The sequence below is a fragment of the Gordonia sp. YC-XJ4 genome, from assembly GCF_059511865.1.
Map to the genome: position 1 here is coordinate 941,712 of NZ_CM183447.1, position 13,835 is coordinate 955,546.

The following is a 13,835-nucleotide window of genomic DNA, read 5'->3' on the forward strand; positions in this document are numbered from 1 at the left end:
GCTACCCTGGCACCCATGCGCGGGATCATCCTGGCCGGGGGCACCGGCAGCCGGCTCCACCCCATCACGCAGGGGGTGAGCAAACAGCTGGTCCCCGTGTACGACAAGCCGATGATCTACTACCCGCTGTCGACGCTGATGCTCGCCGGCATCCGGGAGATCCTCGTCATCACCACCCCCACCGACGCCGACGCCTTCCGTGGGCTGCTCGGCGACGGCAGTCAATTCGGCGTCGAGCTGAGCTACGTGACGCAGCAGTCGCCCGACGGACTCGCGCAGGCGTTCACCCTCGGCGCCGAGCACATCGGCGGCGATTCGGTCGCCCTCGTCCTCGGCGACAACATCTTCTACGGTCCCGGACTCGGTTCGCAGTTGCAGGGATTCGGCGACGTCGACGGTGGGGCGATCTTCGCCTACTGGGTCGCCGAGCCGGGTGCCTACGGAGTCGTCGAGTTCGACGAGTCGGGGACGGCGATCTCGTTGGAGGAGAAGCCCGCCGCACCGAAATCCAATTACGCGGTTCCGGGGCTGTACTTCTACGACAACGACGTCGTCGAGATCGCACGGGGGTTACGGCCCAGCGCCCGTGGAGAATACGAGATCACCGACATCAACGACCACTATCTGCAGCGCGGCAAACTCAAGGTCACGGTGTTGCCGCGGGGTACCGCCTGGCTCGACACCGGCACCTTCGATTCGCTGCTCGATGCGGGTAATTTCGTGCGGACCGTCGAACAACGGCAGGGACTCAAGATCGCGGTGCCCGAGGAGATCGCCTGGCGTCGTGGATATCTCGACGACGATCAGCTCGCGGCCCGGGCCGAGCAACTGCGCAAGTCCGGCTACGGCGACTATCTGTTGGACATCCTCGCCCGCGGAAAGGGATTCGCATGAAGATCCGAGAGCTCTCGATCGCCGGTGCCTGGGAGCTGACCCCGGTACTGCACGGCGATGCGCGCGGGGTGTTCACCGAGGCGTTCAAGGCCGACGTCCTCGCCGAGGTCATCGGGCACCGCTTCGACCTCGCGCAGGTGAACCTGTCGGTGTCGGCCGCCGGGGTGTTGCGCGGCGTGCACTTCGCCGACGTCCCGCCCGGACAGGCCAAATACGTCACCTGTGCCACCGGAGCGATCCTCGACGTGATCGTCGACATCCGGGTCGGCTCACCGACATTCGGTACCCACGACACCGTCCTGCTCGACGACGTCGACCGCCGCGCGGTGTATCTGTCGGAGGGGCTGGGCCATGCCTTCTGCGCGCTCGCCGACGACTCCACGGTCACCTACCTGTGCTCGACGGGCTACAACCCCGGTGCCGAACACGGGATCAACCCGATGGACCCCGAACTCGGGATCGACTGGCCGAGGTTCGCCCGCGACGGCAGTCCACTGGTCTACGAACTGTCCGCGAAGGACACCGCGGCCCCGGGTTTGGGTGCCGCACGTGCATCCGGTCTGCTGCCGCAGTTCGACGACGTCGAGGACTACTTGCGCGTGCTGCGCGAGAAGTGATCTCACGCAACGGCGTTCAGGGTGTGGGGTAGGCCGGTAGCTCCGGGGTGAACAACCACCGTTGCCACAGATCCTGCAACGGCGCCGGGGAGAAGTTGGCGGCGAGGGCGATGAAGTCCTCGGTGGTCACCGATCCGTACCGGTACTTGTCGGTCCAGCGGTGCAGCAGGGCAAAGAAGTTCCCGTCGCCGATGGTCAGTCGCAATGCGTGCAGGGTGATCGCTCCACGCTTGTAGACCCAGTCGTCGAACATCTTTCGCGGTCCGGGATCGGCGAGTGTGACGCGCACCGGACTCGCGGCCAGCTTGGCGTAGTAGTGCCGGGCCCACTCGTCGGCGCTGCGGCCTCCGGAGCGCTGGCTCCACAACCACTCGGCGTAGCAGGCGAAGCCTTCGTGCAGCCAGATGTCGCGCCATCGCGCCAGCGTCACCGAGTTGCCGAACCATTGGTGCGCGAGTTCGTGGGCGACGAGTCGCTCCGAGCGCGAGGTGCCGTCGCAATGGTTGGCACCGAATGTCGAAAAGCTCTGTGCCTCAATGGGGATCTCGAGGGGATCGTCGGCGATGACCACGGTGTAGCGCGGGAACGGGTACGGGCCGAACATCTCGACGAATGCCTCGACCATCTCCACCTGGCGGCCGAAGTCGATGTCGAGGTTGCGGGTCAGTCGCGGCGGGAGCACCGCGTCGACCGGAATCGGCTTGGTGGCCAACGACACCTTCTTGTAGGGCCCGACCTGGATGGACGCCAGATACGTCGACATCGGCTCGACCTGCTGATAGACCCAGGTGGTCTGTGCCGCGCGTACGCGCTTGGATTCCAGGACCCCATTGGCGAGGGCGTAATACGGGCTGTCGGTGGTGATCGCGATCCGGTACGTGGCCTTGGCGAGCGGATGGTCGTCGCAGGGGAACCACGACGCCGCGCCGTTGGGTTGGTTGGCGCACAACGCGCCCTCGGTCAATTCTTCCCAGCCGACCTCACCCCAGGCGCCGCGGATCGGCCGCGGTGAACCGTGATAACGCACCACGATCGTCATCGCGCCGCCCGGCGGAATCGGCGCGACCGGTGTGATCGCGAGTTTCTTGTTGCGGTGCGAGTAGCGCACCCGCCTGTTGTCGACGGTGACGCGCGAGACACTCAGCGTCTGGGCGAGATCGAGGGTGAAGCGCTGGAGGGCAACGTAGGACGTCGCGGTGAGTGTCGCGGTGCCCTCGAGTCGGTTGCTGGCGACCTTGTACTCGAGTTCCAGGTCGTATCGGGAGATGCGGTAGCCGAGGTTCCCGTTGTCGGGAAGATAGGGGTCCAGTTCGTCGGCGGGTGATCCGAGGAGGGGCTGTCGCGATGCCTTGACCGACTTTCCCCGCACTCAACATCTCCCTCGTCCTCGGTGGCGTGTCGCATGGTCGGTTCGGTTCTCCGGGCACGCGGGCGTCGCAGGTCGGTCACGGGCTGATTGCGAAGGACTCGACCGGGTGACGATCGCGTGTCGGGCCACCTGTTCGAGCACCGACCGTGCGGAGACTCAGAGTACCCGTCGAGGGATCAGTGGGCATCGCATGTCGGTGCGCTGCGATTGTAAGCGGACCATGGTCCGTATATCTTGGGTTCGGTCAGAGCAACGCCCCGCCACGACGTGGCGGATCGAGAAACGGAAGTGGCACATGAACGGTCTTCGCGGCATCGCACTCCTGGCAGCCCGGGTGATCCTGGGCTTCATCTTCATCATGCACGGCTGGCAGAAGCTTCATACCAACGGAATCGACGCCACCACGGCGTTCTTCAAGTCGGTGAACGTCCCCTGGCCGGAGTTCTCGGCGTACTACGCGGCGTGGGTCGAGCTGGTCGGCGGAATCCTGCTCATTCTCGGGCTGCTGCTACCGCTGGTGTCGATCCTGTTGGTCATCGACATGATCGGCGCGATTGCCACGGTTCACTGGGATCACGGATTCTGGAGCAACGACGGCGGCTACGAGTTCCCGCTCGCGCTCATCGCGGCGCTGCTGGCCGTGGGATTCGCCAACGCCGGACACTTCGCGGCGGACAGCTACGTCTTCCGGCGTCGTCGGGGTGGGCGCGCGGTCGAGGTCTGATCGGCACGATCGGGTGACGGGATGTCCGTGCAGGACACCGGCGAATGCGTCGCTCGGCACGACCGTGATGAACGACCTCAGGCCACCAACCCGTCGATCGTCGTGCAGGTGAACGGCGGGTCGTCGGCGGGCAGTCGTGACCGCAGATCGCCGAGGTCGGCGAGGACGTCGTCGGGGTGGCGCAAACCCACCCCGTCGATGGTTCCCGGCGTGACCAGTGCTTCGGGGTCGAGGTCGTGGCGGTGGGCCAACGCTGCGCCGAGGAGCCGATGGGCCTGGTCGCGGTCGACGTCCCAGAGGGCGTCGGCGGTCAGCAGGTACAGGCGGACCGCGGGCGGGTAGTCGGCGAGGTGCACCAGTGCCCACGCCCAGTGCTTGGCGACGTCGACGGTGTCGGATTCGCCGCGCCCGTGCGTGCGCACGTACTTGCCGTGCAACTCGCGGCACAGCGGCGTGGCGTCGGCCCACAATCCCAGGTGCGACATGCAGCGCACCGAGTCGTGGAGGTTGGACAGATACATCGGCGAGTACGGTCCCTCACGTCGCGACCGGATCTCGCGCAGCACCGAGAACTCGGCCAGCGCATGTCCGTATTCACCCGCGGAGAGCAAGGAGCGGGCTTCCTCCTGCATTTCCTCGATCACAGTCGATATTGTCGCCGAATTCGGACCCGAACGTGATCTGTTTCACAAAGACGTAACCATGCTCGGGCCTTCGGTGCGGGGCCGAAGGACCTCGTTCGGCCCGGCATGCTGGCCCGCGGTCGCGTGGCCTGGCATCGTGAAAGTGTGAGCGGTTACGAGAACGACAGCACCCCCGAAGGCTCGGACGGCGAGTACAGCCTCGACCCCGACGATCAGCTGCAACCCGAGGACACGCTCGACGATCGTGGCGTCGACGACGTCCTCGACGAGGGCTACTCCCCGCCGGATTACGCGCCCAAGGGTGCCGTGCACGGGCTGACCGCGCAGGAGATGCGCGAGGGCGAGACGCTGGACGAGAAGCTCTCCGAGGAGGAGCCCGACGTCGGGGCGAGTGATCCGCTCGATGACATCGCCGCCGACGAGCGACGCGATTGGCGGTCGCACGAATCCGACGCCGACGACGAGTTCGTCGAGGACGCCGACCAGGTGGGTGGGCGTCGCGCCGGTCGATTGCTGGCGCCCGACGCCGGCGACTACCGCGACGACGAGGCCGAGGCCGTCGCCACCGACTGCGGGATCGACGGGGCGGGCGCCAGCGCCGAAGAGGCTGCGGTGCATGTCGTCGGCGACGAGGACTGACATCTCGTTCGCTACGTCTTCTTCAGCTGCGAGAGTTGTTCTTCGACAGCCGACTTCGTTGCCTCGGCATCGGCGCCTGCGGCGCGCAGGCGTGCGCCCACGGCCTGATCGGTGAACAGCGCCAGCAGCAGGTGCTCGGTGCCGACGTAGTTGTGCCCGAGTTCGAGCGCCGTCCGAACCGTCTGTTCGAGAACCGCTTTGGCGTCGTCGTCGTAGGGCAGGACGGTGTCGGCATCGGGATTTGCGGCGGGATCGGTGTCCACGGGCGCGCTGGTGTCCGCCAAGACCGTCGGGTCGACGCCCTGTGCGGTGAGTACCAGTGCGGCCAACGACGACGGGTCGGTGGCCAATCCGTGGGACAGGTGGGTCGAGCCGACGGTGTGCGCGCCGGTGGCAACCGCGTGATTGTGCGCCGACGAGATGACGTTGCGCGCTCGTGGGGTGAAGCGGCTGAAAGGATGTGGTTCGTCGGACGCCGGGTTGCGGCCGACAAACCGTTTCTGCGCAGCCTGTTTCGTCACACCCATACTGGCGCCGATCTGCGTCCACGACGCGCCGGAGCGGCGGGCCTGGTCGACGAAGTGTCCGATGAGGCTGTCGCCGACGTCGCCGAGGTGGGCGGCGGCGGTCATGGCGTCGGTCAGTTGCTCGAGCGGATCGTCATGGACTTTGTGGATAGCGCTGATCAGGTCGTCGAGGCGGACTCCGGTCAATTGGGTCGGTGTGGGGTTGTCGTCCATGTGTCAACTCTAGGTTGACGCATTAGTGGCGTCAACCATGAGTTGACGGCGACGAACGGAGTGGACGAACGGTGGATGCGAGAGATGTCCTCGTTGACAGTCGGCGTAGTCGTGGGAACGATGGAGTGGGCGGGGTCGATGAACCCCGCGTCCGCACGCCACGGGAGGACCTCCAGTGAGCATCACCGAACGTATCTCCGTACACACCGATCAGTCGCCGGCGCAACGCTTTCGAGAAGTCCGGGAGCTCACCGACCTGCTGGCCGACCGGTTGTCGCCCGAAGACCAGACCCCGCAATCGATGACCGAGGCCAGCCCCGCCAAATGGCATCGGGCCCACGTCACATGGTTTTTCGAGGAGTTCATCCTCCGCCGCGATCCCGGCTATGTGGTGTACGACGAGTCCTATCGCTATCTGTTCAACAGCTACTACGAGGCTGTCGGCGAACGCCATCCGCGACCGGATCGCGGCCTGGTCACCCGACCCGGCGTCGACGACATCACCCACTACCGCAACTACGTGGACGCGGCGATGGAAAGTGCCCTGACGCGTGGCGCCCTCGACGACGCCGCACTCGACCTCGTCGAACTGGGCTGCAATCACGAACAGCAACACCAGGAATTGCTGCTCATGGACGTCAAGCATCTCTTCTCGACGATTCCGCTCACGCCCGGCCCGATCTACGTCGACCGCGAACTCGATGCGCCGAGCGCGCCGGGGCCGATGACATGGCGCTCGGTCGCCGGTGGCGTCACCGAGGTCGGCGCCGATCCGGGAGCCGGATTCTCCTACGACAACGAGGGTCCGCGGCATCGAGTCTTCTTGGAGGACTTCGAGATCGCCGAGCGTCCGGTCACCAACGCCGACTGGCTGGAGTTCATCGCCGACGACGGCTATCGGCGCCACGAGTTGTGGTTGTCCGACGGGTGGGCGCACCTGCGGCAGGCCGGCTGGCAGGCTCCGGGCTACTGGCGCCGCGACGACGACGGGCAGTGGACGACGTACACGCTTTCGGGTCGGCGACCGCTCGATCCCGGTGAACCGGTGCTGCATGTGAGCTTCTACGAGGCAGATGCCTACGCCCGGTGGGCCGGAGCCCGTCTGCCCACCGAATTCGAATGGGAGACCGCCGCATCCACGCTCGGTGCCCAGCGCGCAGAGTTGTTGGACCCGAATCGTTGTCACCCCCGATCGGTCGCCGGATCCGATGACGCGGCGATGATCGGCAATGTGTGGGAATGGACCTCGAGTGCCTATCTTCCGTATCCGGGGTTCGTCCCGGCGAACGGGGCGGTCGGCGAATACAACGGAAAGTTCATGAGCGATCAACATGTTCTGCGCGGCGCAGCCGCCATCACGCCGCGCGGCCACGAGCGCGTGACGTACCGCAATTTCTTCCCGGCACCGTCGCGTTGGGTGTTCGCCGGTCTGAGGCTCGCCCGGTGACCGTCGAAACACTGACGCCGCTGGCCGCCGACGCTCTCGCCGGTCTGTGGTCCACCCCGCCGGTGCTGCCGACGAAATGGCTCTACGACGAACGCGGCAGCAGGCTGTTCGACGAGATCACCCGGCTACCCGAGTACTACCCGACCAGGCGTGAGACCGCCATCCTGCGCGACCACGCCGACGACATCGTCGATGCCACGAACGCGGCGATGATGGTCGAATTCGGTTCGGGCACATCGACCAAGACCCGACTCCTCCTCGATGCGTTCACCCGCACGGGTCAGCGGATCGGCCATCGCCCGGCCGGACAATTCGTCTACGTCCCCGTCGACGTCAGCGCCGAGATGCTCGCCGAATCCGCCGGCATCCTCGCCGGCGACTACCCGGGCATCGACATCCGGCCGGTCGAAGGGGATTTCACCGATACCGGGCTTGTCCTACCGTCGTGCGACGGGGCACGGCTGGCGGTGTTCCTCGGCGGGACGATCGGCAACTTCGACGACGACGGGCGTCGCGCGTTCTTCACCGGTCTTGCCACCACCCTCGCACCCGGCGACTACTTCCTCCTCGGTGCCGACCTCATCAAGGACACCGGTCGGCTTGTCGCCGCCTACAACGACAAGGCCGGGGTGACAGCGGATTTCAATCGCAACATGATCGAGGTCCTGCGTACCGGGCTCGACGCCGTGGGACTGTACGCCGACGACTTCGACCACATCGCCCGGTGGAATCCCGAGCGCCACCGCATCGAGATGTGGTTGCGGGCGCGCCGGGACATCGATGCCTACTTCGGTGACCTGCAACGTCGTTGGCGTCTTCCGGCCGGTGCCGAGATCCGGACGGAGATCAGCACCAAGTTCGATTTGTCGGTGCTGCAGGGCGAACTCGCCGACGCCGGACTGGCGCCCGTCACGAGCTGGACCGACCCGATGGGGGACTTCTCCCTCACTCTCGCGCGTCGGTGACGGCGTCGCCCAGGATCTCGCGAACCCGCGGGATGACCTGGGTGCCATAGAGTTCGACGCTGCGCATCATGGCACGATGCGGCAGTGTGCCGTGGGAGTACTTGAGGTCGAAGCGATCGAGTCCCAAGGCCCGAACGGTGTGGGCGATCTTGTGCGCCACCGTCTCCGGTGAGCCGACGTAGAGCGAACCGCCGGGTCCGGTCGACCGGTCGAACTCGATGCGCGTCGGTGCGGGCCAGCCGCGTTCGGCGCCGATTCGCGCCACATACGTGCGGTAGTGCGGCCACAATTCGTCGCGGGCCTGCTCGTCGGTGTCGGCGACGTGGCCCGGTGAGTGCACGCCCACCGGGAGATCGGTCGATTTGTCGAACTGTGCCAGTGCCCGCCGATACAGGTCGGCGTACGGCGCGAACCGCAGGGGATCGCCGCCGATGATGGCGAGCATCAGCGGTAGGCCGTACCGTGCGGCGCGCACCACCGACTCCGGGCTGCCGCCGACCGCGATCCACGTCGGTAGTGGGGGAGTCTCGAGTGGGGGGTGGACGGTCTGATCCGTCAACGGTGCGCGGGTGGTCCCGGACCAGGTGATCGGGCGCCCGGTTCGCAAGTGGGCGAACAGATCAAGCTTGTCGGAGAACAGTTCCTCGTACTGTTCGAGGTCGAAGCCGAACAACGGGAACGACTCGGTGAACGATCCGCGGCCCAGGATGACCTCCGCACGACCCGACGACAGCGCGTCGAGTGTCGAGAAGCGCTCGAATACGCGGATCGGATCGTCGGAACCGAGCACGGTCACCGCAGTGCCGAGCCGGATCCGCGTGGTGCGCGCGGCAACAGCCCCGAGCACCACTTCCGGCGCCGAGACGGCGTAGTCGTCGCGGTGGTGTTCGCCCACGCCGAGGAAGTCGACGCCGACCTCGTCGGCGAGAACCGCCTGATCGAGCAGGTCGCGGATCGTCTGGGCCGCGGGGTTCGGTGCGCCGGCCTCATCGACCGTCACATCGCCGAAGGTGTCGAGCCCGAGTTCTACGTTCACCTCACCGATTGTGCCGAACCGGCGCCCACTGGGGACGTTGGTCGTCAATTGTCCGTCTCGCGGGTCTGATTTCATGTTTTTGTGAGATGCTGATTCCGGTCAGAAAACTGACCACGCACTCTGATCTCTTAAGGAGCACTCCCGATGTGGGATTCGTTCTGGAACTTCTTGTGGTCGATGGTGATCATCTTCGCGTTCGTCGCGTATCTGATCGTTTTGTGGTACATCATTGCCGACCTGTTCCGCGACCATAAGGCCTCCGGCTGGTCCAAGGCGATCTGGGTGATCTTCCTGATCATCCTGCCGTATCTGACGGCGCTCGCCTACCTGCTGGTCAAGGGGCAGGGAATGGCCGAGCGTGCCCAGAAAGCCGCAGTCGAATACAAGAAGGAATCCGACGATTACATCAAGACCGTCGCGGGAACTTCTCCGGCACAACAGATCGCCGATGCGAAATCGCTTCTCGATTCCGGTGCGATCAACAATGAAGAATTCGAGCACCTGAAGGCGAAGGCTCTCGCGCACTGAGCCCGATCACCACAGACGACCGCCCGCTTCGAATCATCGACACGGGCGGTCGTTCTCGTGATCAGGGTCGACGGTGGATCGGTGTGCGCTACAGGCTCTCCGGTTCGGAGACGAACGGATGGTCGGTGTGCCCGACGAGGTCGGCGACCGAGGCGATGACGCGTGTGGGACGGTACGGGTAGAGCTCCACCGACTCCGGCGTCGAGATGCCCGAGAGCACCAGGATCGTCTGCAGACCCGCCTCGAGACCGGAGATGACGTCGGTGTCCATCCGGTCACCGATCATCAGGGTGTTCTCCGAGTGGGCCCCCATCCTCCGCAACGCCGAGCGCATCATCAGCGGATTCGGCTTGCCCACGTAATACGGGTCGCGGTTGGTGGCCCGGGTGATGAGTGCGGCGACCGCACCGGTCGCCGGCAACGAGCCCTGGGTGGACGGTCCGGTCGCGTCCGGGTTGGTCGCGATGAACCGGGCGCCGCGCTCGACGAGCCGGATCGCGGTGGTGATCGCCTCGAACGAATAGGTCCGCGTCTCGCCGAGGACCACATAGTCGGGGTCGACATCGGTGATGACATAGCCGATTTCGTGCAGGGCGGTGGTCAGCCCGGACTCACCGACCACATACGCCGAGCCGTTCGGCCGTTGGGTGTCGAGGAAGCGGGCCGTCGCCAGTGCCGAGGTCCAGATGGCATCCTCGGGGATGTCGAGGCCGGTCCGCAGCAGGCGCGCACGCAGGTCGCGTGGCGTCCGGATCGAGTTGTTGGTGAGCACGGTGAACGGAATCCCGTTGTCGCGTAACTCCGCAATCAATGCGTCGGCGCCGGGGATCAGGTGCTCCTCGCGGATGAGCACGCCGTCCATGTCCATGAGGTAGTTCCAACTCATGGTGCCAACGCTACGGGGTGGCGACCTGCCGTGGCGACCCGTTCCCTCGAGTGGTCCACCTATGATGAGCAGCATGGAGCTCTCGCGCGCGGTACCCATCCTGACGGTCGACGATCTCGATGCCGCGGTGCGGACCTACCGCACCGTTCTCGGGCTCGACGTGCTGATGAACCTCGGGTGGATCGCCACGCTGGGCACTGCCGGGACCGCCGGTGGCGGCACCGCCCAGTTCAGCGTGATGACCCGTGATGCCACCGCGCCGGTGAATCCGGTTGCCTCACTGGAGGTTTCCGACGTCGACCGGGCTTACGCGGACGCAGTCGCCGAAGGTGTCGAGATCGTGCATCCGCTGACCGACGAGGAGTGGGGCGTGCGCCGTTTCTTCTTCGCCGACGCCGGTGGCAACGTCGTCAACGTGCTGTCACACGCTTGATCACCGCGCTGGCGCGCCATGATCACCGCGCTGGCGCGCCATGATCACCGCGCTGGTGCGCCATGGTCACCGCGCTGGCGCTTCCGGGGTGATCTCCACCCGCCAGAGCGGGTTCACCGGACCGTGGCCGGCGCCGAGGGGGTAGGCGGCCTCGAGTCCGCGCGTCACCCAGCGCTTGGCGAAGGCCACCGCCTCGGGCACCGAACAGCCGTGGGCGAGCGCCGATGCGGTGGCCGCGGCCAATGTGTCACCGGCTCCGTGGTCGTGGCCGGTGTCGACGCGCGCGTGCGTGAACTCGTGGAACTCCGCGCCGTCGAACAGCAGATCGGGGCTCTGATCGCTCGACCGGAGATGGCCCCCCTTCACCAGGGCCCACTGCGGCCCCAGATCGTGCAGTGCCCGCGCGGCATCGCGCTGGGTCGACTCGTCGACCACCTCGATGCCGGTGATCAGCCGCACCTCGTCGAGATTCGGGGTGACGACGGTGGCCAGCGGAAAGAGCGTGGTGCGCAACGTGTCCAGGGCTTCGGTGGCCAGCAGCGGATCGCCGTGCATCGACGCACACACCGGGTCGAGAACGAACGGGATGCCGGCGTCGCGGCCGATGCCGGCATCGGCGCACGCCTGCGCGACGGCGGCGATGATCGGTGCCGAGGCGAGCATCCCGGACTTGGCCGCGCCGACGCCGATGTCGGAGACCACCGAATCGATCTGCGCGGCCACCACATCCGGAGTGATCTCCTGAAAACCGCTGACGCCCAGTGAGTTCTGCACGGTCACCGCGGTCACGGCGACGCATCCGTGCAGCCCCAACAGGGCAAAGGTGCGCAGATCGGCCTGGATGCCCGCACCGCCACCGGAATCCGACCCGGCGATCGTCAGCACCCGCACGGGTGTCGATCCCGGTGCGGCGGTGGGCAACAGGGGTACGTCGGTCACGTAGAACTCCCGGCGTCGATCGGCAGGTAGATCCGGCCACCCGCATCGGTGAACTCGGCCGACTTGGCGGCCATCTCCTCGGCGATCTTGCGGTCGATGTCCTCGGCGGTCACCAGATTGTTCTCCTCGGCATAGGCGCGGACGTCGGCGGAGATGCGCATCGAGCAGAACTTGGGACCGCACATCGAGCAGAAGTGGGCGGTCTTGGCCGGCTCGGCGGGCAGCGTCTCGTCGTGGTACTCGCGAGCGGTGTCCGGGTCGAGGGCGAGGTTGAACTGGTCGGTCCACCGGAACTCGAAGCGCGCCTTGGACAATGCGTCGTCGCGTTCCTGTGCGCGGGGATGCCCCTTGGCGAGGTCGGCGGAGTGCGCGGCGATCTTGTAGGTGATCACGCCGACCTTGACGTCGTCACGATCGGGCAGCCCCAGATGCTCCTTGGGTGTCACATAACAGAGCATCGCGGTGCCGGCCTGTGCGATCATCGCCGCGCCGATCGCCGAGGTGATGTGGTCGTACGCGGGTGCGATATCGGTGGCCAGCGGGCCCAGCGTGTAGAACGGTGCCTCGGAACAGAGTTCTTCCTCAAGGCGCACGTTCTCGGCGATCTTGTGCATCGGTACATGGCCCGGACCCTCGATCATCACTTGCACACCATGGGATTTCGCCTTGGTGGTGAGTTCGCCGAGGGTGCGCAACTCAGCGAACTGCGCCTCGTCGTTGGCGTCGGCGATCGACCCGGGCCGTAGACCGTCGCCGAGGGAGAAGGTGATGTCGTAGCGGGCGAAGATCTCGCACAGCTCGTCGAAATGTGTGTAGAGAAACGATTCCTCGTGGTGCGCCAGGCACCAGGCGGCCATGATCGACCCGCCGCGCGAGACGATGCCGGTGACCCGGCGTGCGGTCAGCGGGACATAGCGCAGCAGGACCCCGGCGTGCACGGTCATGTAGTCGACGCCCTGCTCGGCCTGCTCGATCACGGTGTCGCGGTAGATCTCCCAGGTCAGCTTGATCGGGTCACCCTTGACCTTCTCGAGTGCCTGGTAGATGGGTACCGTGCCGACCGGTACGGGCGAATTCCGCAGTATCCATTCGCGGGTCATGTGGATGTCGGAGCCGGTGGAGAGATCCATGATGGTGTCGGCGCCCCAGCGGGTGGCCCACACCATCTTCTCGACCTCCTCGGCGATGGAGCTGGTGACTGCCGAATTGCCGATGTTGGCATTGACTTTCACCGCGAATGCCTTGCCGATGATCATCGGTTCGGATTCCGGATGACGATGATTGGCGGGGATCACCGCCCGTCCGGCGGCGACCTCGCGGCGCACCACCTCGACCTCCACGTTCTCGCGCGCAGCGATGAACCGCATCTCCGGTGTCGCCAGACCCGCTCGGGCCCAGGCCAATTGGGTGGCAGCGCCGTCGATGGGGGCGGGGCGCTGCCACTGGTCACGAGTCGGGGCGAGGCCGTTGGCGACGTCGATGCTCTCCCGTGGATCGGTGTAGGGCCCCGACGTGTCGTACACGTCGAGATACTCGCCGTTGGTGAGGTGGATGCGTCGCTGCGGAATCCGCAGTTCGTCGACCTCGAGGTAGTGCTTGGTGCTGCCCTGAATCGGGCCGGTGGTGAGGGTGTCGTTGTCGACGGCCTCGGTGGTGGATACACGTGTGCCCATGAGCGTTCTCCCTACGCCGGCATTACCCGGACAGGTTCGGGCGGTCGGCGACCGCCAGTCGCCCTCTCAGCCCCCGGATCGTGGGAGCCCCCGCGTGGTGAAGTTGTGTGAGCTGTGCGCGACGAAGCGCGCACCCGACACCATACCCGGATTCGCCCGCGCCGGAACCCCCGCCGTGTTGTCACCTTCGTAACCGGGTTGACCTGAGGTTGTTTCATCGCGACGCCTTGCGCCTACGTAACCGTAGGGTATGGTGTGACCCGGATCACAGAGGTGGGTCCGTCGTCGGAGGGGCGCCGAC

15 protein-coding genes are annotated in these 13,835 nt (G+C 66.1%); 8 read left to right on the forward strand and 7 right to left on the reverse strand.

Translation table 11 applies throughout. The features are described from left to right. Positions 1-15 precede the first annotated feature (15 nt). On the forward strand, positions 16-894 hold the full coding sequence (gene rfbA, locus AC5ZH6_RS04115; protein ID WP_006372391.1) for a glucose-1-phosphate thymidylyltransferase RfbA: 879 nt from the start codon (positions 16-18) through the stop codon (positions 892-894). After that, entirely contained in the window at positions 891-1,511 is a 621-nt protein-coding gene (locus AC5ZH6_RS04120; protein WP_006372392.1) for a dTDP-4-dehydrorhamnose 3,5-epimerase family protein, read from the forward strand. Before rfbA ends, AC5ZH6_RS04120 begins: the two co-directional genes overlap by 4 nt. 16 nt (positions 1,512-1,527) lie before the next feature. Here AC5ZH6_RS04120 and AC5ZH6_RS04125 read toward each other — a convergent pair whose 3' ends face one another. Beyond that, the gene (locus tag AC5ZH6_RS04125) at positions 1,528-2,880 is read right to left on the reverse strand and encodes a M1 family metallopeptidase (protein ID WP_006372393.1); all 1,353 of its coding nucleotides are present in this window, start codon (positions 2,878-2,880) and stop codon (positions 1,528-1,530) included. Between the two features lie 295 nt (positions 2,881-3,175). Between AC5ZH6_RS04125 and AC5ZH6_RS04130 the strand changes: the two genes are divergently transcribed. After that, on the forward strand, positions 3,176-3,604 hold the full coding sequence (locus AC5ZH6_RS04130; RefSeq protein WP_006372394.1) for a DoxX family protein: 429 nt from the start codon (positions 3,176-3,178) through the stop codon (positions 3,602-3,604). A gap of 77 nt (positions 3,605-3,681) precedes the next feature. Here AC5ZH6_RS04130 and AC5ZH6_RS04135 read toward each other — a convergent pair whose 3' ends face one another. Then, the gene (locus AC5ZH6_RS04135) at positions 3,682-4,236 is read right to left on the reverse strand and encodes a hypothetical protein (protein ID WP_006372395.1); all 555 of its coding nucleotides are present in this window, start codon (positions 4,234-4,236) and stop codon (positions 3,682-3,684) included. A 117-nt stretch (positions 4,237-4,353) separates the two neighbouring features. On the opposite strand from AC5ZH6_RS04135, the gene AC5ZH6_RS04140 reads away from it, so the two are divergent. Next, positions 4,354-4,887, forward strand: a complete 534-nt coding sequence (locus tag AC5ZH6_RS04140; RefSeq protein WP_006372396.1) for a DUF5709 domain-containing protein — start codon at positions 4,354-4,356, stop codon at positions 4,885-4,887. 11 nt (positions 4,888-4,898) lie between these two features. On the opposite strand, the gene AC5ZH6_RS04145 is transcribed toward AC5ZH6_RS04140, so the two are convergent. Continuing rightward, on the reverse strand, positions 4,899-5,627 hold the full coding sequence (locus AC5ZH6_RS04145; protein ID WP_006372397.1) for a Clp protease N-terminal domain-containing protein: 729 nt from the start codon (positions 5,625-5,627) through the stop codon (positions 4,899-4,901). A gap of 175 nt (positions 5,628-5,802) precedes the next feature. Here AC5ZH6_RS04145 and egtB point away from each other — a divergent pair, with 175 nt between their 5' ends. Beyond that, on the forward strand, positions 5,803-7,074 hold the full coding sequence (gene egtB, locus AC5ZH6_RS04150; protein ID WP_006372398.1) for an ergothioneine biosynthesis protein EgtB: 1,272 nt from the start codon (positions 5,803-5,805) through the stop codon (positions 7,072-7,074). Further along, entirely contained in the window at positions 7,071-8,039 is a 969-nt protein-coding gene (egtD, locus tag AC5ZH6_RS04155) for an L-histidine N(alpha)-methyltransferase (protein ID WP_006372399.1), read from the forward strand. The genes egtB and egtD overlap by 4 nt, the downstream gene beginning before the upstream one ends. Here egtD and AC5ZH6_RS04160 read toward each other — a convergent pair. After that, a complete protein-coding gene (locus AC5ZH6_RS04160) occupies positions 8,020-9,150 on the reverse strand; it encodes an LLM class flavin-dependent oxidoreductase (RefSeq protein ID WP_006372400.1) in 1,131 nt (376 codons plus the stop codon). The two genes, egtD and AC5ZH6_RS04160, sit on opposite strands and share 20 nt — an antisense overlap. 69 nt (positions 9,151-9,219) lie before the next feature. On the opposite strand from AC5ZH6_RS04160, the gene AC5ZH6_RS04165 reads away from it, so the two are divergent. Then, the gene (locus tag AC5ZH6_RS04165) at positions 9,220-9,603 is read left to right on the forward strand and encodes an SHOCT domain-containing protein (RefSeq protein ID WP_006372401.1); all 384 of its coding nucleotides are present in this window, start codon (positions 9,220-9,222) and stop codon (positions 9,601-9,603) included. An 88-nt stretch (positions 9,604-9,691) separates the two neighbouring features. On the opposite strand, the gene AC5ZH6_RS04170 is transcribed toward AC5ZH6_RS04165, so the two are convergent. Further along, entirely contained in the window at positions 9,692-10,489 is a 798-nt protein-coding gene (locus AC5ZH6_RS04170; protein ID WP_014358821.1) for an HAD-IIA family hydrolase, read from the reverse strand. A gap of 73 nt (positions 10,490-10,562) precedes the next feature. Between AC5ZH6_RS04170 and AC5ZH6_RS04175 the strand changes: the two genes are divergently transcribed. Beyond that, complete coding sequence (locus AC5ZH6_RS04175) at positions 10,563-10,922, forward strand: VOC family protein (protein WP_006372403.1); 360 nt, start codon at positions 10,563-10,565, stop codon at positions 10,920-10,922. A gap of 66 nt (positions 10,923-10,988) precedes the next feature. Here the strand turns inward: AC5ZH6_RS04175 and thiD are convergent, their stop codons facing one another. Then, on the reverse strand, positions 10,989-11,861 hold the full coding sequence (gene thiD / locus AC5ZH6_RS04180; RefSeq protein WP_006372404.1) for a bifunctional hydroxymethylpyrimidine kinase/phosphomethylpyrimidine kinase: 873 nt from the start codon (positions 11,859-11,861) through the stop codon (positions 10,989-10,991). Continuing rightward, positions 11,858-13,534 (reverse strand): phosphomethylpyrimidine synthase ThiC, encoded by a 1,677-nt coding sequence (gene thiC, locus AC5ZH6_RS04185; RefSeq protein ID WP_020172431.1) that lies wholly within the window; start codon positions 13,532-13,534, stop codon positions 11,858-11,860. Before thiC ends, thiD begins: the two co-directional genes overlap by 4 nt. Between the last annotated feature and the right edge of the window lie 301 nt (positions 13,535-13,835).